The sequence below is a fragment of the Streptomyces viridosporus T7A genome (assembly GCF_008704515.1).
GTDB classification, from domain to species: Bacteria; Actinomycetota; Actinomycetes; order Streptomycetales; family Streptomycetaceae; genus Streptomyces; species Streptomyces viridosporus.
Genome location: NZ_CP023700.1, coordinates 4,683,623 through 4,701,514, shown reverse-complemented (window position 1 = coordinate 4,701,514; position 17,892 = coordinate 4,683,623). Strand labels below are relative to the sequence as shown.

Sequence of the window (17,892 nt, the reverse complement as noted above, 5' to 3'; positions counted from 1 at the left end):
AACGTGCGCGTTTCGGACATAGGGAACCCGGTCAAGGGCGCGACGGGGAATCGCCGACGATCACAGATGCAGAAGCATCCGGCTGTTGCCCAGGGTGTTCGGTTTCACTCGTTCGAGCCCGAGGAACTCCGCGACGCCCTCGTCATAGGAACGCAGCAGCTCCGCGTACACATCGGTGTCGACGGGCGTCTCGCCGATCTCCACGAAGCCGTGCTTGCAGAAGAAGTCGACTTCGAAGGTCAGGCAGAAAACACGGCGAACACCGAGCCAGCGGGCGGTCTGCAGCAACTTCTCCAGCAACTGGTGTCCGACACCGGCGCCCTTCAGACCGGGCTTCACCGCCAGCGTGCGGACTTCCGCGAGATCTTCCCACATCACGTGCAGGGCGCCGCAGCCGACGACCTCGGCGTTGTCGTCCCGTTCCGCCACCCAGAACTCCTGGATGTCCTCGTAAAGGGTCACCATCGCTTTGTCGAGCAGGATGCCGTCGCGCACGTAGGCGTCGAGGAGGCGGCGTACGGCCGGGACGTCGCTGGTGCGGGCCCGTCGGACCGTGAGGGCTTTAGCGGTGACTTCGGGGCCGTCTGCTGAGCTGTCTGCTGACATGAACGGACGCTATCGCCCGTCCCGGCCCTCTGTGGAGCCGGGGTTCTCGTCGCGGGCTTCCGGGGGTTCGGCGGGTTGTGCTTCTCGGGGGGGTTCGGCCAGCGGTTGCGGTTGTCGCGCGGTTTCCGGAAGTCCGACGATGCGCACTGCATCCGTCAGGGCCCGGCGCTGTTCCTCGCTCATCATGCCGAAGAAGGCGACGAGAGCGGCGGCGGCGTTGTCACTCCGCGACCACGCTTCGTTCATCAGCGCGGCGGCGTATGCGGCGCGCGTGGAGACCGCCTCATATCGATAGGCCCGGCCTTCCGCCTCTCGGCGCACCCAGCCCTTCTGATGGAGATTGTCCAAAACGGTCATCACCGTGGTGTACGCGATGGACCGTTCCCTCTGAAGATCTTCCAGGACTTCCCGAACGGTCACCGGGCGGTTCCACTTCCACACCCGCGTCATGACCGCGTCTTCGAGTTCTCCCAAGGGGCGAGGCACATCTCAGAACAATAGTGGGAGATCCCGGCAATGGCGTGCCGGACGGTCACCAGCACCCACGAACGGGCACAAAAAGGGCGTACGACTCGCGTGCGGCGGGGTGCGCCGGAGTCGTACGCCGGGGTGGCGGCGCGGTCGGTGCCGTCGGCCGCCGGTGCCGTGGGGTGGGGTCAGCCGTCGGTCCTGGGGGAGGGCTGGGTGCCCTCCACGCGCGCGTAGGCCGCGTCGACGGCCGCGTCCTCCTTGGTCTTGTTGGCGCCGCCCTGGGTCTTCACGATCACCCGGATCACGCCGATGAAGAGAGCGGCCATGACGACCGGGGGCACAAGCGCGGAGACGTAGTCCATGGATCCAGAGTAGCCAGGGGGAGGCGGACGGGCGGGGGTGGGGCGGGCGGCGCGACGGCGCGAGGGCGAGACGGGGGCGCGGGGGGCGTGGGGGCGGCCCCCGCGTCAGCCCGCGGCCAGCCGGCGGCCGGACGGGGGCGGGGAAGGCTTGCGCCGGGGGAAGACCTCGCCCGGGGTGGGAATGGGCCGGGTGGGCTTCGGCGCGTCGGGGGCGGGCGCGGGGCGGGGCCGGGGCGCGGCCGGCCGCTGCGCGGGCTCCTTCCGGGGGCCCTCGGTGGCGGCGGCCAGGCCGCCGGGGAGGGCGAGGAGGCGGGTGCGGGAGGCGGGGACGGTGGGCAGGGGGGCGGGAGCGGCGAAGTCGGCGGGAACGGTCGCCGTGCGGCGGGCGAGGCGGGCGCGCACGTCCTGTTCGGCCAGGAGCCGGCAGCGGTGCAGGAGGGCGGCGGCGGTGGGATTGCCGCGCAGGGCGCGGAGGGCCGCGAGGTCGTCCGGCCGGGGGCGGTACCCGGCGCCCAGCACCTCCTCCAGGAGGGTGAGGTAGCCGGCGGCGGTACCGGGGAGGGCGGCGCGGTAGCGGCCGAGGTCGGCCACGAGGAAGGCGCGCAGGCGGGCGCTCTCCCGCGTCGCCTCGTCGAGGGAGTCGGCGAGGCGGCGGCAGTCCTGGACGTCGTCGGCCGAGGCGGTGGCGGGGTGGAGGGCGAGGGCGAGGGCGCGGCGGAGCACGCGCAGCTCCTCCACGCCGAACGCCATGCCGCCGCGGGATCCGTAGGGCGTGGGCATGCGGCGACGATACGCGCTAATCAGACAAACAGCGCATAAGGGATGGGTGTGGCGTGAAGGCACCACCCGGGTGGGCGGGCGCCCGCCGTCGTCCCCGGCCCGCCGCCGCACGCGGCTGCGGGCACGCGCCGGGCGCCCGCTACATCCGCGACACGTTCCGCTCGTACACCAGGCGCAGGCCGATCAGGGTCAGCCAGGGCTCGTGCTCGTCGATGACCGAGGACTCGCCCAGGACCATCGGGGCCAGACCGCCCGTGGCGATCACCGTCACGTCGTCGGGGTCGGCGGCGAGTTCCCGGGCCATGCGGTGGACGACGCCGTCGACCTGGCCGGCGAAGCCGTAGACGATGCCGGACTGCATCGCCTCGACCGTGTTCTTGCCGATCACACTGCGGGGCCGCGCCACCTCGATCTTGCGCAGCTGGGCGCCGCGGACGCCGAGCGCCTCCACGGAGATCTCGATGCCGGGGGCGATGACGCCGCCGATGTACTCCCCGCGGGCGCTGACCGCGTCGAACGTCGTCGCCGTGCCGAAGTCGACGACGATCGCCGGGCCGCCGTAGAGGTCGACCGCGGCGACCGCGTTGATGATGCGGTCGGCGCCGACCTCCTTGGGGTTGTCGGTGAGGATGGGCACCCCGGTCTTGACGCCCGGTTCGACCAGGATCGCGGGGACGTCGCCGTAGTAGCGGCGGGTCACCTCGCGCAGCTCGTGCAGGACGGAGGGGACGGTGGCGCAGATGGCGATGCCGTCGATGCCGTCGCCCAGTTCCTCGCCGAGCAGCGGGTGCGTGCCCATCAGGCCCTGGAAGAGGACCGCGAGCTCGTCGGCGGTGCGGCGCGGGTCCGTGGAGATGCGCCAGTGCTCGACGATGTCGTCGCCGTCGAAGAGGCCCAGGACGGTCTGGGTGTTGCCCACGTCGATCGTCAGCAGCATGGCCCTACTCCGCGGCACGCAGGTCGAGGCCGATGTCGAGGATCGGCGAGGAATGGGTGAGGGCTCCCACGGCGAGGTAGTCGACGCCCGTGCCGGCGTACGCCTCGGCGTTGTCGAGGGTGAGGCGGCCGGAGGCCTCCAGGGCGGCGCGGCCCCCGACGATCGCCACGGCCTCCTCGCACTCGCCGGGCGTGAAGTTGTCCAGCAGGATCAGGTCGGCGCCGGCGTCCACGACCTCGCGGAGCTGGTGGAGGGTGTCCACCTCGACCTCGATCGGGACGTCGGGGAAGCGTTCGCGGACCGCGCGGAAGGCCTGGGCGACGCCGCCGGCGGCCACCACGTGGTTGTCCTTGACCAGGGCCGCGTCCGAGAGGGACATGCGGTGGTTGACGCCGCCGCCGCAGCGCACCGCGAACTTCTCGAGGCTGCGCAGGCCGGGAGTGGTCTTGCGGGTGTCGCGGACCTTGGCCCCGGTGCCGTCGAGGGCGTCCGCCCACGCGCGCGTGGCCGTCGCGATGCCCGACAGGCGGCACAGGAGGTTGAGGGCGCTGCGCTCGGCGGTGAGCAGGTCGCGGGTGCGGGCGGTGACGGAGAGGAGCTTCTGGCCCGCCCCGACGCGGTCGCCGTCCTCCACGTGGCGTTCGACCTCGAACTCCTCCGTGCAGACGACCGACATGACCGCCTCGGCGATCCTGAGGCCCGCCACGGTGCCCGCCTCCCGGGCGGTGAAGTCGGCGGTGGCGGTGGCGTCCTCCGGGATGGTGGCGACCGTGGTCACGTCCACGCCGTGGGCCAGGTCCTCCTGGAGGGCCACGTGGGCGATGTCCTCGACCTCGACCGGGTCGAGGCCCGCGTCGGCCAGGAGCTGGGCGAGCGCGGGGTCGAGGCCGCACTCCAGGTACGTCTCGTCGTCCGCGCCGCAGGCGCAGCCGTCGCCGCAGCCACCGGACGGGACGAGGGGAAGGTCGGGGGTGGTCACTGCTGTCACTGCTCCTGGGCCTGGGGAGGGAGGGTCGGGGGGAAGTCTGTGGTGTCGGTGGTGCGCACCGCCAGCGAGCGGTCCGGATTCAGCCGTACGACGATGTGGCGGCGCCAGGCCGTGTCGTCGCGCTCGGGGCGGTCCTCGCGCCAGTGGCAGCCGCGGGTCTCCTCGCGCCGCCGCGCGGCGGCGACCAGGACGCGGGCCACGCACAAGAGGTTGGTGGCCTCCCAGGTGTCGACGCCGGGCTCGGCGGTCTTGCCGTTCTCGTCGAGGGCCTCGCGCGCGTCGGCGTGCAGGCGGTGGAGCCCGTCGGCGGCCCGGGAGAGGGAGGCGGCGGACCGCAGCACGCCGGCCCCCCGGGTCATGATCCGCTGGATGGTGAAGCGGGCCTCCGGGGGGAGGAGGGGGTGCGTGGGGCGGTCGGAGTGCGGCAGGGGCTGCGGCACCCGCGCGGGCAGGTCGCCGCGCGCGATGTCGGCGGCGATGCGCTCGGCGTAGACCAGGCCCTCCAGGAGGGAGTTGGAGGCCAGGCGGTTGGCGCCGTGCACGCCGGTGCAGGCGACCTCGCCGCACGCGTACAGGCCGGGGACGGTGGTGCGGCCGTGGGAGTCGGTGCGGACGCCGCCGGAGGCGTAGTGGGCGGCCGGGGCGACCGGGACGGGCTCGGTGACCGGGTCGATGCCGTGGGCGCGGCAGGCGGCGAGGATCGTGGGGAAGCGGCGCTCCCACATCTCGGCGCCGAAGTGGCGGGCGTCCAGGTACATGTGCTCGGCGTCCTGCTCCCGCATGCGGCGCATGATGCCCTTGGCGACGATGTCCCGGGGCGCGAGTTCGGCCAGCTCGTGCTGCCCGACCATGAAGCGCACGCCGTCGGCGTCCACCAGGTGGGCGCCCTCGCCGCGGACCGCCTCGGAGACCAGGGGCTGCTGGCCCTCCGCCTCGGGTCCGAGGAAGAGGACCGTGGGGTGGAACTGGACGAACTCCAGGTCGCTCACCTCGGCGCCCGCGCGCAGGGCGAGGGCCACGCCGTCGCCCGTGGAGACGGCGGGGTTGGTGGTGGCGGAGAAGACCTGGCCCATCCCTCCGGTGGCCAGGACCACCGCGGGGGCGTGGACGGCGCCCACGCCGTCGTGCTGGCCCTCGCCCATGACGTGCAGGGTGACCCCGGCGGTGCGGCCGTCGGCGTCCGTGAGGAGGTCCAGGACGAGCGCGTTCTCGACGGTGCGCACTCCGCGTGCGCGGACCGCCTCGACCAGGGCGCGGGAGATCTCCGCGCCGGTGGCGTCGCCGCCCGCGTGGGCGATGCGGCGGCGGTGGTGGCCGCCCTCGCGGGTGAGTTCCAGCCCGCCCTCGGCGGACTCGTCGAACCGCGCGCCGGTGGCGATCAGCCGGCGCACGGCGTCGGGGCCCTCGGTGACCAGGAGGCGGACCGCCTCCTCGTCGCACAGGCCCGCGCCCGCGACCAGGGTGTCGTCCCGGTGCTGCTCGGGGGTGTCGCCCTCGCCGAGGGCCGCGGCGATGCCGCCCTGGGCCCAGCGGGTGGAGCCGTCGTCGAGCCGGGCCTTGGTGACGACGACGGTGGCCAGACCGGCGGCCTCGCAGCGCAGGGCCGCGGTGAGGCCGGCGACGCCGGAGCCGACGACCACCACGTCCGCGGCGATGGACCACCCGGGCGCGGGCGCGTGCAGTCGTATGCCTGTGCTGGTCACGCGGCGGCTCCGAGGGTTCCGAAGGTCAGCGGGATGTTGTCGATCAGGCGGGTGCCGCCCACCCGGGCGGCCACGGCCAGGACGGCCTCCCCGGTGAAGTCCTCGCCGATCTCGGTGAAGTCGGACGGGTCGACCAGGGCCAGGTAGTCCAGGACGAGGGGCGGGTCGAGGCGGGCGGCCTCGTCGAGGACCAGGCGGGTGGCGGCGAGGACGGCCGCCGGGCCGCCGGTGGTCGTGGCGACGGCGTGCGCGTCGGCCGCCGCGCGGGACTCCCCCATGGCGCTGAGCGCCTCCGCCCGTCCGTGCGAGGCGGGCACCTCGCGGGCACGCGCGCGCAGCGCCTCCTGGGCGGCGTGCCGGTCGCGGCCCGCGAACAGCGCCCGGGACAGGGCGAGCGCGGTGTGCCGCTCCAGGGGCGAGAGGTAGCGGTTGCGGCTGGACAGGGCGAGCCCGTCCTCCTCGCGGACGGTGGGCACGCCGACGATCTCGACGCCGAAGTTCAGGTCCCGCACCATGCGCCGGATCAGGGCGAGCTGCTGGGCGTCCTTCTGGCCGTAGAGGGCGACGTCGGGCCGGGTGAGGTGCAGCAGCTTGGCGACGACGGTGAGCATGCCGTCGAAGTGCCCGGGGCGTGCGGCGCCCTCCAGGCGCTCGCCCATGGGCCCGGCGCTGATCCGGACCTGGGGTTCGCCGCCCGGGTAGACCTCGTCGACGGCGGGGGCGAGGACGACGTCGGCGCCCGCCCGCCCGGCGAGCCCGAGGTCGGCGTCCAGGGTGCGCGGGTAGCGGTCGAGGTCCTCGCCCGCGCCGAACTGGAGCGGGTTGACGAAGACGGTGACCACGACCTCGCCCTCGGGGCCCGCGATCCGGCGCGCGGTGCGGATCAGCGTGGCGTGGCCCTCGTGCAGGGCGCCCATGGTCATCACGACGGCGCGGCGGCCCGTACGCGTGCGGGCGTGCAGTTCGCCGGCGGTGCGCAGCAGGGTGGTGGTCATCGGGCGGCTCCGTTCCGGGACGCGCGCGTCGTGGTGCGGCTGGTGTGGGGGGCGGGGCGGCCGGTGCTGCTCATCGGGTCTCCCCCGGGCCGCCGGTGCCGGTGGTGCCGTCGGTGCCGGTGGCTCCGTCGGCGAGTACCCCGAGGAGGTCCTCGGCGAGCTCCGGCTTCAGCAGTCCGTGGGCGAGCGCCCGGTCGGCGGTCGCGCGGGCCATCGCCAGGTAGCCGGCGACGGTCTGCGGGGCGTGCCTGCGCAACTCGGCGACGTGCGCGCGGACCGTGCCCGCGTCGCCGCGCGCGACCGGGCCGGTGAGGGCCGCGTCGCCGGAGCGCAGGGCGTTGTCCAGGGCGGCGCCGAGCAGCGGGCCGAGCATCCGGTCGGGGGCCCCGACGCCGGCGGTGCGCAGCAGCTCCAGGGACTGGGCGACGAGGGTGACCAGGTGGTTGGCGCCCAGCGCGAGGGCCGCGTGGTACAGCGGGCGGTTCTCCTCGGCGATCCACTCCGGCTCGCCGCCCATCTCGATCACCAGGGCCTCGGCGGCCAGCCTCAGTTCCTCGGGCGCGGTGACGCCGAAGGAGCACCCGGCGAGGCGCTGCACGTCGACGGGGGTGCCGGTGAAGGTCATCGCGGGATGCAGGGCCAGCGGCAGCGCACCGGCCCGCAGGGCGGGGTCGAGCACCTTCGCTCCGTACCGCCCGGAGGTGTGCACGAGCAGCTGCCCCGGCCGCACCGCGCCGGTGTCGGCGAGGCCGGAGACGAGGCCGGGCAGGGCGTCGTCCGGGACGGTCAGCAGGACCAGCTCGGACCGCTCCAGGACCTCGGCGGGCGGCACCACCGGCACGTCGGGGAGCATCTGCTCCGCGCGCCTGCGGGAGGCGTCGGAGACCGCGGAGACGGCCACCGGGCGGTGCCCGGCGAGCTGGAGGGACGCGGCCAGCACGGGACCCACGCGTCCGGCGCCGACGACGCCGACGGCGAGCCGCGCGGGGCGGTCCCTGGGATCTGGCTGTGGGGTTGTGTTCACGCGACGGCGGCCTTCCCGTTCCAGTCCGCTCGGGGTACCGGACGATTTCTCGTCATGTTAACGCGATCGGTTCCGGGGAACGGCCGGTCGTCCACAGGCTGTGGGTTTCCGTACGCCGGTGCGCCGTGCGCCGGTGCGGAAATGCGGGTGCCCGTGCGGACGGGGACGGGGGATGATCGCGGGCATGAGTGATACGGCGGAGGGCACGGGCGACACGACGGTACGGGACGAGCGGCCACTCGGGCCGGAGACCGGCGACGCGGCGCACCCGACGCCGCGCGAACGGAGGATCGCCGCCTGGCGCAGCGCCCCGCGCGTGCTCGCGCGCCTGGGCTTCGTCGCCCCGCTCAGGGAGCGGCTGGCCCTGTTGGATGCGGCGGGGAGCGTGTACGACCTCGACGAGATGTCCGACATCTACGGCAACGGCGTCGTCGAGGCCCTGGAGGGGCGGGTCGCCGGGCTGCTCGGCACCGAGGCCGCCGCGTTCTTCCCGACCGGCACCATGGCCCAGCAGGTGGCCCTGCGCTGCTGGGCGGGCCGCACCGGGAACCCGGTCGTCGCCCTGCACGCGCTGAGCCATCCCGAGGTGCACGAGCGGAACGCGCTCAGTCAGGTCAGCGGGTTGCGGCCGGTGCGGGTGACGGGCGAGCCGCGGCTGCCCACGGCCGCGGAGGTGCGCGACTTCGAGGAACCCTTCGGGGCGCTGATGTTGGAGCTGCCGCTCAGGGACGCCGGTTTCGTGCTGCCCACCTGGGAGGAGCTGACCGAGGTGGTGGAGGCGGCGCGGGAGCGCGAGGCGGTCGTGCACTTCGACGGGGCCCGCCTGTGGGAGTGCACCGCGCACTTCGGCCGGTCCCTGGGGGAGGTGGCGGGGCTCGCGGACAGCGTCTACGTGTCGTTCTACAAGTCCCTCGGCGCCTTCGGCGGCGCGGCCCTCGCCGGTCCGGCGACCCTGGTGGAGGAGGCGAAGGCCTGGCGGCACCGGTACGGCGGCAACGTCTTCCAGCAGTTCCCCACCGTTCTGTCGGCCCTCATCGGCCTGGAGCGGGAGCTGCCCCGGCTGCCGGAGTACGTCGCGCACGCGCGCGTGGTGGCCGCCGCGCTGCGCGAGGGCCTCGCGGCGGCCGGACTGCCCTGGTTCCGCGTCCAGCCCGAAGTGCCGCACACGCACGACTTCCAGGTGTGGCTCCCGTACGACGCCGAGGCCGTCGTGGAGGCGGCGATCCGGTCGGCCGAGGAGACGGGCAGCGTGCTGTTCGCCAACCACTGGGAGCCGAAGGGGCCGGGTCTGGCCTTCACGGAGGTGTATGTGCGGGCCGCGGGCCTGGAGTGGACGGCCGACGACGTGCGGACGGCGGCGGCGGAGTTCGCGCGGCGGCTGGTGCGCGAGACCGACGCGCGCTAGACCGCCGCGCGTCGGACCGGTGGGCGGCCCGTGCCCTTCCGCGCGCCGTCCCCGCCGGGAAGTCCCGTCGATTGACGGCGGCCGTCAATCGTGGCCGGCGTTGTCGGTGGCGGGGTGCACCATGTGGGCATGAGCGTGCGCATCGACATCGCGGGGCTGCGGCCGGAGGGGGCCGTCGCCGTGCCCTCCCCCCTGGCCGAGCTCGGCATGGCGCTGCACGCCCTGTCCGAACCGGGGCACCATCCGGGCCTGCAGGGCTGGGTGACCGGAGTGACCGCGCGGCTGGACCCGCACCTGGCGGACCGGATGTGCGAGGCGGACTTCCTGTGGCGCACGACGTTCTCGGACCTGTTCCTGCCGTGTGCGGGCGTCCCGGGCGGCCGGACGCTCCCGGGCGCCGACCTGGCCGAGGAGCTGGACCTGCTGGACAAGCTGTCGGACGAGCAGTTCGTGGACGCCGCCCTGGAGTTCACCTGCGCGCTCCCCTACGGCACGCCGGGCCCGGGGCCACTGACCGACGGGGGGCTGCGCCGGCGTTCGCTGGAACTGGCCGCCGCGCGGGGGCCGCGCCAGGTCCGGTTCACCGAGCGGCTGCTGGCCGACCCGCCGCGGATCCGTGCCTGGCTGCGGCAGTTCCTCCAGGACTGCGACGAGGCGTTCTTCGCCGAGACCTGGTCCCGGCTGCGCCACCAGCTCGCCGCGGACACCCGCCACAAGACCGAACTGCTGCGGCGCAAGGGGCTGGCCGAGGCGCTGGCCGCGGTGTCCCCGGCGGTGACGTTCGACGAGGCGGCCGGCCGGATCACCGTCGACAAGCTGGGCGACGGCCGGACGGCCACGGCCGACGGCGGACTGCTGCTGATCCCCACCAGCCTGGGCTGGCCGCACCTGATGGTCCTGCACCGGTACGGCTGGCAGCCGGTGCTGCACTACCCGGTCGGCTCCCCCGAGCTCGCCGCCCCGCCGACGGTCGAGCAGCTGGCCCTGAGGATGACGGCGCTGTCCCATCCGGTGCGCATGCGCCTGTGCCGCCATCTGGCCCGCAGCGCGTACACCACCGGTGAGCTGGCGCAGGTGCACGGCATGACGGCGCCGGAGATATCCCGGCACCTGGGGGTGCTCAAGAGGGCCGGCCTGATCACCACGCGCCGCCGCGGGCGGTACGTGCTGCACCAGTTGGACGTGACGGTCGTGGCCCGGCTCGGCAGCGACTTCCTGGAGGGGATCCTGCGCTGAGGGGCGTCCGCGCCCGCACGCGGTCCTCAGTCGAAGCGGATGTGGCGGATGCCGACGCCCGCCTGCCGCAGCCGGGTCCGCAGCGGACCCTCGTCGTTGGGGCGCAGGGTCAGTCCGGCCAGGACGGCGATGCGGTCTGCCGTCTTCGGGACGCTCGTGCGGTCGGTCCACAGGTGCTCGGCGAACTCCGGCTCGGCGAGCCGCTCCAGGCAGTGGTCGAGCTGCCGCACGGCCCAGCTCTCCCGCCGCAGGCCCGCGTTCTTCCCCCCGACGTGTCCCAGGAGGCGTCCGAAGCCGCGTTCGCGCAGCCGCCGCAGCACCGTTGCGCGTTCGGCGAGGAGGGTGAAGTGGCGTACGTCGTGACCGAGTTCGCGCAGGCGGCCGACGGTCTCCGCGAAGTGGCCGGAGTCGGTGACGGTCATGGGCACGATCACCACGCCGTCGTGCTCGCTCAGGGCGAGGTCGAGGACCTCGACGACCCCCTGCCGCCAGGAGGCCAGGTCCCGGAAGTCTTCCCGGAGTTCCGGCGGGAGCGTGCGGTGCAGGCCGAAGCCGACGTGCTCGGGATCGCAGACGACGCTGCCGGGCAGCCGACGCCGTATCTCGTGTGCGGTCTGTGTCTTGCCGCCCCCGAAGGGGCCGTTGATCCACAGGAGCATGGCAGAGGACCCTACCGACGCGGGGGCGGGCGGTCAGCCGTTCAGCCGTGTCCGCCGCCCGCCCGCACCAGTCCCGTCTCGTAGGCGAGGACCACCACCTGCACCCGGTCCCGCAGGCCCAGCTTGGTCAGGATGCGGCCCACGTGCGTCTTCACCGTCGCCTCGGACAGCACCAGCCGGGCCGCGATCTCACCGTTGGACAGGCCCTGCGCGACCAGCACCATGACCTCCCGCTCGCGCTCGGTGAGCCGCTCCAGTTCCTTGTGCGCGGGCTGCTTGCCGGTGCCCGGCAGCATCGGCGCGAAGCGGTCCAGGAGCCGGCGGGTGGTGGACGGGGCGACCACGGCGTCGCCGCTGTGCACCGCGCGGATCGCGGCGAGCAGCTCGCCCGGCGGCACGTCCTTGAGCATGAAGCCGGAAGCGCCCGCCTTGAGCCCGGAGAAGGCGTACTCGTCGAGGTCGAAGGTGGTCAGGATCAGCACCTTCGGCGGGTCGGTGTCCGCGCAGATCCGGCGGGTCGTCTCCACCCCGTCGAGCTTCGGCATGCGGACGTCCATCAGCACCACGTCGACGGCGGTGGACCGCAGCACCTCGAGGGCCTCGACACCGTCGCCCGCCTCGGCCACGACCTCCATGTCCGGCTGGGCGGCGAGCACCATCCGGAACCCGGTGCGCAGCAGCACCTGGTCGTCGACGAGCATCACGCGGATCGTCATCAAGTCCTCTTCCGTCGTTACAGGTGTCAACACAGGGCATGCGCGGGCGTCAATGCGCGGGTTTGAGCGGCAGCAGGGCGCTGATGCGGAATCCTCCGCCGGGGCGCGGGCCCGCGTCCAGGGTGCCGCCGACCATGCCGACCCGCTCGCGCATGCCGATCAGGCCGTGGCCCTGGCCGTCGAAGCCGCCCTCCTCGTACAGCTCGTGCGGGGCGCCCTTGCCGTCGTCCTCGACGAGCAGGCCCAGCCCGTCGTCGAAGTACACCAGGCGCACGCTGGCGCCCGCGTTGGGTCCGCCGTGCTTGCGGGTGTTGGTGAGCGCCTCCTGCACGATGCGGTACGCGGTGAGCTCGACGCCGCTGGGCAGCGGGCGCGGGGTGCCCTCGATCCTGAAGTCCACGGGCAGTCCGGCCTCCCGGCACTGCTCGACGAGGTCCTCGATCTGCCGCACGTCGGGCTGCGGCACGTACTCCCCGGCCTCCTGGTGCTCGCCGGTGCGCAGCACGCCGAGCAGGCGGCGCATCTCGGCGAGGGCCTGCCGGCCGGTGGAGGAGATGGTCTCCAGGGCCTTCTTCGCCTGGTCGGGCGCCGCGTCCAGGACGTAGGCGGCGCCGTCGGCCTGCACCACCATCACCGACACGTTGTGCGCGACGACGTCGTGCAGCTCACGCGCTATCCGGGCGCGTTCGGCGGCGACCGCCACCTTGGCCTGTGCCTCGCGCTCCTTCTCCAGCCGGGCGGCGCGCTCCTCCAGCTGCGCGAAGTAGGCGCGGCGGGTGCGGATGGAGTCGCCGAGCACCCAGGCGAGGGCGAAGGGCACGGTCAGGAAGATCACCACGGCGAGGTTGCCCGCCGTGCCCACGCCCTCGTTCGGCCAGCGCATCTGCGCCAGCGGGGCGGCGCACAGGCCGGCGGACAGCGCGAGGCGGGAGGCCCAGCGGGCGCCGATCACCGCGACCGTGTAGACGATCACCAGCAGGGCGAAGTCGGCGGGCACCGTCGACACGTCCAGGACCAGCTGCGCCAAGCCCGTGACGAGGGCGAGGACCAGCATGTGTTCCGGCATCCGGCGGCGCAGCGCGACGACCAGGCAGAGCAGCAGGGTGACCGGCACGGTCAGGGCCGGCAGTTCGGCTCCCCGGGACGCCTCCGCGGGCGCCGCGCTCAGCACCGAGATCCCGAACAGGACCGCGGCCCAGGAGCCGTCGACCCATGCCGGGTGCCTGCGGAGGAAGTCATAGAGGCGCTGCACGTAACCCAGCGTAGGGAAGCGAAATGCGTGCAGGGGTCAACCGGAGGGCCGATCCCCGGTCGGTACGTGTACTCCGCAAGGTGGAGGCCCGGTACACACGTGCCCCTAATGTGGGCCGGTGACAACGGCACGACAGGTGAGGGACACCGGTGACGGCGGCGACGGAAGGCGGGTGGCACCGGTGACGGCAGGGGCCGCGGACGGTGACCGGGACGGGTGGGACCACCGGGGCGAGCAGGACGGCCGGGGTGACCGGAGTGACCGGGACGAACAGGACGGGCGGGGCGAGCGGGACGGCTGGCGCGGTTGGCGTGCGGCGGCCGGGGCCGCGCTGTACGGGCCCGGCGGCTTCTACCGCAGACCCGAGGGCCCGGCCGGGCACTTCCGTACGTCCGTGCACGCCTCGCCGCTGTTCGCCGGGGCCGTGGCGCGTCTGCTGTGCCGGGTCGACGAGGCGCTGGGGCGGCCGGCGGTGCTCGACTTCGTGGACATGGCCGCCGGGCGGGGGGAACTGGTCACCGGTGTGCTCACCGCGCTGCCCGCCGACGTGGCGGCACGCGTGCGGGCGTACGCCGTCGAGCTGGCCGACCGTCCCGCCGGGCTCGATCACCGGATCGAGTGGCGGGCCGACCCCCCGGAGCGCGTCACGGGGCTGCTCTTCGCCAACGAGTGGCTGGACAACGTCCCCGTGGAGGTCGTGGAGGTGGACCCGGCGGGTGTGCCCCGGCTGGTCCTGGTCCGGGCGGACGGGACGGAACGGCTCGGGGAGCCGGTCGCGGGCGCCGAGGCGCGGTGGCTGGCCCGGTGGTGGCCGCTGGGGGGCGAGGAAGGGCTGCGGGCGGAGATCGGGCTGCCCCGCGACCGGGCCTGGGCCGCCGTGGCCGGGACGCTCGCGCGGGGGCTCGCCGTCGCCGTCGACTACGCGCACACGGCCGGCGCGCGGCCGCCGTTCGGGACGCTCACCGGCTTCCGGGAGGGGCGGGAGACGTCGCCCGTGCCGGACGGGTCGTGCGACATCACCGCGCACGTCGCCCTGGACGCCTGTGCCGCCGCCTGCGCGCTCCCCGGCGCCCGCCTGCTGTCCCAGCGGGACGCCCTGCGCTCCCTGGGCCTCACCGGTGACCGCCCGCCGCTCGCGCGGGCGTCCACCGACCCCGCCGGGTACGTCCGCGCCCTCGCGACCGCCTCCCAGGCCGCCGAGCTCACCGCGCCGGGCGGGTTCGGCGACTTCGGGTGGCTGGTGCAGCCCGTGGGGATCGGGGACGTGCTCACCGGCTGACGCCCCGCCGGGCCCGGGGACGGGCCCGGGCCTCCTCGCCCGGGCCGACCTGCACGGACCCACCTGCACGGGTCTACCTGCGCGGGTCTACTTGTCGATGTCGCCCACCACGAAGAACATCGACCCCAGGATCGCCACCATGTCGGCGACCAGCGTCCCCGGCAGCAGCTCGGTGAGCGCCTGGATGTTGTTGTAGGACGCCGAGCGCAGCTTCAGCCGGTACGGCGTCTTCTCGCCCTTGCTGACCAGGTAGTAGCCGTTGATGCCGAGCGGGTTCTCGGTCCACGCGTACGTGTGCCCCTCGGGCGCCCTGAGGACCTTCGGGAGCCGCTGGTTGACCGGCCCCGGGGGCAGCTCGGCGAGCCGGTCGAGGCAGGCGTCGGCGAGGTCGAGGGAGTTGTACGTCTGCTCCAGCAGGCACTCGAAGCGGGCGAGGCAGTCGCCCTCCCGGCGGGTCACCACCTTCAGGACGTCCGCCAGCTCGCCGTAGGCGAGGTACGGCTCGTCGCGGCGCAGGTCGAAGTCGACGCCCGAGGCCCGGCCGAGCGGCCCGCTCACCCCGTACGCGTGCACCGCCCGCGGGGACAGGACGCCGACGCCGCGCGTGCGGCCCCGGAAGATCTCGTTGCCGAGCACCAGGTCGTCGAAGCGGTCCATGCGGGAGCGCACGTCGGCGACGGCGGCACGCGCGCGTGCCGTCCACCCCGCCGGGATGTCCTCCTTGAGGCCGCCCACGCGGTTGAACATGTAGTGCATGCGCCCGCCGGAGACCTCCTCCATGACGTGCTGGAGCTCCTCGCGCTCGTGGAAGGCGTAGAACATCGGGGTGATGCCGCCGAGCTCCAGCGGATAGGAGCCGAGGAACATCAGGTGGTTGAGCACCCGGTTCAGCTCCGCGAGCAGCGTGCGCAGCCACACCGCGCGCTCGGGGACCTCCATGCCGAGCATCCGCTCCACGGCGAGGACCACGCCCAGCTCGTTGGAGAAGGCCGACAGCCAGTCGTGGCGGTTGGCCAGCATGATGATCTGCCGGTAGTCGCGTGCCTCGAACAGCTTCTCCGCGCCCCGGTGCATGTAGCCGATCACCGGCTCCGCGCGGACGATGCGCTCGCCGTCCAGGACGAGCTTCAGGCGCAGCACTCCGTGCGTGGACGGGTGCTGGGGTCCGATGTTGAGCACCATGTCGGTGCTCTCCGCGGCGCCGCCGATACCGACCACGGTCTCCGTCGTAGGAGTCATGGACACAGTCTCCCCTACGTACGCTGGCCCCATGGAGACGGGGAGCGGGCACGACGCCGGGACCGTGGGAACGGGCGGGCCGGCGCAGGTGGGGCCGACGGATCCGGCGGGGAGCGCCGCGGGGCCGGCGGAAGCCGCGGGGCCGGCGGAAGCCGCGGGCCCGGCGGAAGCCGCGGGCCCGGCGGAAGCCGCGGGCCCGGCGGAAGCCGCGGGCCCGGCGGAAGCCGCGGGCCCGGCGGAAGCCGCGGGCCCGGCGGAAGCCGCGGGCCCGGCGGAAGCCGCGGCCGGCGGAAGCCGCCCGGCGGAAGCGAAGAGGCCGGTGGAAGTGGCGGATCCGGCGGAAGTCGCGGGGCCGGTGGCCGGGGAGGACGAGCCGGTGTGGATCGCGCTGCCCCCGGGGCTGCTGCGGATGCGGAGGCTGATGCTGGTGGTGTGGCTGGGGTTGCTGACCCTGGCCACCGCCCTGGTCCCGGGGCTGCTGGCCGGGCCCGGCTGGGCCGCCTTCGCGGCGCTGCCGCCGGCCCTGGCGGTCTGGGGCTGGACGCTGCTGGAGCGCAACTGGCGCTCCTGGCGGTACGCCGAGCGCGCCGACGACCTGCTGATCAGCCGGGGTGTCCTGTGGCGCCGGGAGACGGTCGTGCCGTACGGGCGGATGCAACTGGTCGAGGTCACCTCCGGGCCCGTCGAACGGTACTTCGGCCTGGCCAGCGTGCAACTGCACACGGCCGCCGCGGCGACCGACGCGACCATCCCCGGCCTCGACCCGGCCGAGGCGGAACGGCTGCGCGACCGGCTCACCGAGCTGGGCGAGGCCCGATCGGCGGGGCTGTGACGACCCCCGGCGTCCACGAGGGCGTACGGGAGCGGCGCCCCGTGATCGAGCGGCGGCTGCACCCCGTCACGCCGCTCAGACGGGCGTGGGCGCCCGTCGCGGTGCTGATCGGGTGGGCGCTGCACGACCCCGACGGGGCACAGCGCCAGCTGACCCGGCTGACGCCCACCACCCTGTTGATCGGTCTCGCCGTGCTCCTCCCGGCCGCCGCCCTCTACGGCTTCCTGACGTGGTGGTTCACCCACTTCGCGGTGACCGACAGCGAACTGCGCATCCGTACCGGGCTGCTGTTCCGGCGCACCGCGCACATCCGGCTGGAGCGGATCCAGGCCATTGACGTCACCCAGCCGCTGCTCGCGCGGGTCGCGGGCGTGGCGAAACTCAAACTCGACGTCATAGGCACCGACAAGAAGGACGAACTCGCCTTCCTGGGCGCCGACGAGGCGCGTGCGCTGCGCGCCGAGCTGCTCGCCCGGGCGGCCGGTTTCGCGCCCGAGACCGCGCACGAGGTCGGCGAGGCGCCGTCCCGGCAGATGCTGCGGGTGCCGCCGGGCGTGCTGGCCGTCTCCCTCGTGCTGACCGGCGCGACCTGGGGCTGGCTGGTCGCCGCCGCCGTCGCGCTGCCGCCGCTGTGGATGGCCACCCACAGCCCGTGGACGCTGCTCGCCACCGCCGTGCCGCTGCTCGGCGCGGCGGGCGCGAGCAGCGTGGGCCGGTTCGTCACCGAGTACGACTGGACCGTGGGCGAGTCGCCCGACGGGCTGCGCATCGACCACGGGCTGCTGGACCGGGCGCACGAGACGGTGCCGCCGGGGCGCGTGCAGACCGTGCGCATCGTCGAACCGCTGCTGTGGCGGCGCCGGGGGTGGGTGCGCGTGGAACTGGACGTGGCGGGTTCGTCCAACTCCCTGCTGCTGCCGGTCGCCCCGCGCGAGATCGCCGAGGCGGTCGTCGCGCGGGTGCTGCCCGGGGTGAGCGTGCCGCCGGACGAGGCGCTCGTCCGGCCGCCGAGGCGCGCGCGGTGGTGCAGGCCGGTCTGGTGGCGCGGTTACGGGCTCGCCGTCACCGACGCGGTGTTCGCCTCACGCCACGGGCTGCTGCGACGGAGCCTGGCCCTGGTGCCGCACGCCAAGGTGCAGAGCGTGCGGCTGACCCAGGGGCCCTGGCAGCGGGCGCGGGGCGTCGCCGACGTCCATGTGGACACCGGGGCGAACAAGTCGGTGACGGCCCGCCTGAGGGACGCCGACGAGGCGGCGGACCTGCTGCGGGCCCAGGCGGAGAGGTCCCGCACGGGCCGCAGGGACGCCCGCCCGGACCGCTGGATGGCGTAAGGCCGACTGCCGCCCCGGCCCGCGCGGGCGGGGCGGGGCGGGGCGGGGCGGGGAAAGCGTGCGGGGCGGCGCGGTAC

At 74.5% G+C, this 17,892-nt stretch carries 18 protein-coding genes; 5 read left to right on the top strand and 13 right to left on the bottom strand.

Annotated features, from left to right (window positions below; translation table 11 throughout):
- Positions 1 to 60 precede the first annotated feature (60 nt).
- From CP969_RS21880 to CP969_RS21845, 9 genes are all read right to left on the bottom strand, one after another.
- On the bottom strand, positions 61 to 606 hold the full coding sequence (locus CP969_RS21880) for an amino-acid N-acetyltransferase (RefSeq protein ID WP_004985013.1): 546 nt from the start codon (positions 604 to 606) through the stop codon (positions 61 to 63).
- Between the two features lie 9 nt (positions 607 to 615).
- A complete protein-coding gene (locus CP969_RS21875) occupies positions 616 to 1,056 on the bottom strand; it encodes a BlaI/MecI/CopY family transcriptional regulator (protein WP_026084984.1) in 441 nt (146 codons plus the stop codon).
- A gap of 206 nt (positions 1,057 to 1,262) precedes the next feature.
- A complete protein-coding gene (locus tag CP969_RS33290) occupies positions 1,263 to 1,439 on the bottom strand; it encodes a hypothetical protein (RefSeq protein WP_004985016.1) in 177 nt (58 codons plus the stop codon).
- Between the two features lie 105 nt (positions 1,440 to 1,544).
- The gene (locus CP969_RS21870; RefSeq protein ID WP_150475021.1) at positions 1,545 to 2,189 is read right to left on the bottom strand and encodes a hypothetical protein; all 645 of its coding nucleotides are present in this window, start codon (positions 2,187 to 2,189) and stop codon (positions 1,545 to 1,547) included.
- A gap of 169 nt (positions 2,190 to 2,358) precedes the next feature.
- Positions 2,359 to 3,156, bottom strand: a complete 798-nt coding sequence (locus CP969_RS21865) for a type III pantothenate kinase (RefSeq protein ID WP_004985017.1) — start codon at positions 3,154 to 3,156, stop codon at positions 2,359 to 2,361.
- A 4-nt stretch (positions 3,157 to 3,160) separates the two neighbouring features.
- Entirely contained in the window at positions 3,161 to 4,135 is a 975-nt protein-coding gene (gene nadC / locus CP969_RS21860; RefSeq protein WP_016825201.1) for a carboxylating nicotinate-nucleotide diphosphorylase, read from the bottom strand.
- Between the two features lie 5 nt (positions 4,136 to 4,140).
- Positions 4,141 to 5,847 (bottom strand): L-aspartate oxidase, encoded by a 1,707-nt coding sequence (locus CP969_RS21855; protein ID WP_004985020.1) that lies wholly within the window; start codon positions 5,845 to 5,847, stop codon positions 4,141 to 4,143.
- Positions 5,844 to 6,842 (bottom strand): pantoate--beta-alanine ligase, encoded by a 999-nt coding sequence (gene panC, locus CP969_RS21850; protein ID WP_016825202.1) that lies wholly within the window; start codon positions 6,840 to 6,842, stop codon positions 5,844 to 5,846. The genes CP969_RS21855 and panC overlap by 4 nt, the downstream gene beginning before the upstream one ends.
- A 70-nt stretch (positions 6,843 to 6,912) precedes the next feature.
- A complete protein-coding gene (locus CP969_RS21845) occupies positions 6,913 to 7,866 on the bottom strand; it encodes a Rossmann-like and DUF2520 domain-containing protein (protein WP_026084985.1) in 954 nt (317 codons plus the stop codon).
- Positions 7,867 to 8,038: 172 nt separating this feature from the next.
- On the opposite strand from CP969_RS21845, the gene CP969_RS21840 reads away from it, so the two are divergent.
- Together CP969_RS21840 and CP969_RS21835 are read left to right on the top strand one after the other, a co-directional pair.
- Positions 8,039 to 9,271, top strand: a complete 1,233-nt coding sequence (locus CP969_RS21840) for a threonine aldolase family protein (protein WP_016825204.1) — start codon at positions 8,039 to 8,041, stop codon at positions 9,269 to 9,271.
- A 129-nt stretch (positions 9,272 to 9,400) separates the two neighbouring features.
- Positions 9,401 to 10,507: a DUF5937 family protein gene (locus tag CP969_RS21835; protein WP_016825205.1), complete on the top strand. Its 1,107-nt coding sequence runs from the start codon at positions 9,401 to 9,403 to the stop codon at positions 10,505 to 10,507.
- A 26-nt stretch (positions 10,508 to 10,533) separates the two neighbouring features.
- On the opposite strand, the gene CP969_RS21830 is transcribed toward CP969_RS21835, so the two are convergent.
- The 3 genes from CP969_RS21830 to CP969_RS21820 are packed head-to-tail and all read right to left on the bottom strand — an operon-like array spanning position 10,534 to position 13,134.
- Positions 10,534 to 11,166, bottom strand: coding sequence for an AAA family ATPase (locus tag CP969_RS21830; protein WP_016825206.1), 633 nt, complete (start codon positions 11,164 to 11,166; stop codon positions 10,534 to 10,536).
- Between the two features lie 41 nt (positions 11,167 to 11,207).
- Positions 11,208 to 11,882, bottom strand: coding sequence for a response regulator (locus CP969_RS21825; protein ID WP_016825207.1), 675 nt, complete (start codon positions 11,880 to 11,882; stop codon positions 11,208 to 11,210).
- Between the two features lie 49 nt (positions 11,883 to 11,931).
- Positions 11,932 to 13,134, bottom strand: coding sequence for a sensor histidine kinase (locus CP969_RS21820; RefSeq protein ID WP_016825208.1), 1,203 nt, complete (start codon positions 13,132 to 13,134; stop codon positions 11,932 to 11,934).
- 172 nt (positions 13,135 to 13,306) lie between these two features.
- On the opposite strand from CP969_RS21820, the gene CP969_RS21810 reads away from it, so the two are divergent.
- Positions 13,307 to 14,413 carry an SAM-dependent methyltransferase gene (locus CP969_RS21810; protein WP_016825209.1) on the top strand — a complete coding sequence of 369 codons (1,107 nt, stop codon included), beginning with the start codon at positions 13,307 to 13,309 and terminating at the stop codon, positions 14,411 to 14,413.
- Positions 14,414 to 14,500: 87 nt separating this feature from the next.
- Here the strand turns inward: CP969_RS21810 and CP969_RS21805 are convergent, their stop codons facing one another.
- The gene (locus CP969_RS21805; RefSeq protein ID WP_004985029.1) at positions 14,501 to 15,652 is read right to left on the bottom strand and encodes an NADH-quinone oxidoreductase subunit D; all 1,152 of its coding nucleotides are present in this window, start codon (positions 15,650 to 15,652) and stop codon (positions 14,501 to 14,503) included.
- Positions 15,653 to 15,977: 325 nt separating this feature from the next.
- Here CP969_RS21805 and CP969_RS21800 point away from each other — a divergent pair, with 325 nt between their 5' ends.
- Entirely contained in the window at positions 15,978 to 16,484 is a 507-nt protein-coding gene (locus CP969_RS21800; RefSeq protein WP_039831553.1) for a PH domain-containing protein, read from the top strand.
- Positions 16,481 to 17,815, top strand: coding sequence for a PH domain-containing protein (locus tag CP969_RS21795; protein ID WP_016825212.1), 1,335 nt, complete (start codon positions 16,481 to 16,483; stop codon positions 17,813 to 17,815). Before CP969_RS21800 ends, CP969_RS21795 begins: the two co-directional genes overlap by 4 nt.
- The last annotated feature ends 77 nt before the right edge of the window (positions 17,816 to 17,892 follow it).

What these genes read in the sequence shown, in the direction of transcription:
- CP969_RS21825 (WP_016825207.1), bottom strand. Translation starts at nt 11,882, where the DNA reads ATGACGATCCGCGTGATGCTCGTCGACGACCAGGTGCTGCTGCGCACC.
- CP969_RS21840 (WP_016825204.1), top strand. Translation starts at nt 8,039, where the DNA reads ATGATCGCGGGCATGAGTGATACGGCGGAGGGCACGGGCGACACGACG.
- CP969_RS21875 (WP_026084984.1), bottom strand. Translation starts at nt 1,056, where the DNA reads ATGACGCGGGTGTGGAAGTGGAACCGCCCGGTGACCGTTCGGGAAGTC.
- CP969_RS21880 (WP_004985013.1), bottom strand. Translation starts at nt 606, where the DNA reads ATGTCAGCAGACAGCTCAGCAGACGGCCCCGAAGTCACCGCTAAAGCC.
- CP969_RS21865 (WP_004985017.1), bottom strand. Translation starts at nt 3,156, where the DNA reads ATGCTGCTGACGATCGACGTGGGCAACACCCAGACCGTCCTGGGCCTC.
- CP969_RS21870 (WP_150475021.1), bottom strand. Translation starts at nt 2,189, where the DNA reads ATGGCGTTCGGCGTGGAGGAGCTGCGCGTGCTCCGCCGCGCCCTCGCC.
- CP969_RS33290 (WP_004985016.1), bottom strand. Translation starts at nt 1,439, where the DNA reads ATGGACTACGTCTCCGCGCTTGTGCCCCCGGTCGTCATGGCCGCTCTC.
- CP969_RS21805 (WP_004985029.1), bottom strand. Translation starts at nt 15,652, where the DNA reads ATGACTCCTACGACGGAGACCGTGGTCGGTATCGGCGGCGCCGCGGAG.
- CP969_RS21830 (WP_016825206.1), bottom strand. Translation starts at nt 11,166, where the DNA reads ATGCTCCTGTGGATCAACGGCCCCTTCGGGGGCGGCAAGACACAGACC.
- CP969_RS21835 (WP_016825205.1), top strand. Translation starts at nt 9,401, where the DNA reads ATGAGCGTGCGCATCGACATCGCGGGGCTGCGGCCGGAGGGGGCCGTC.
- panC (WP_016825202.1), bottom strand. Translation starts at nt 6,842, where the DNA reads ATGACCACCACCCTGCTGCGCACCGCCGGCGAACTGCACGCCCGCACG.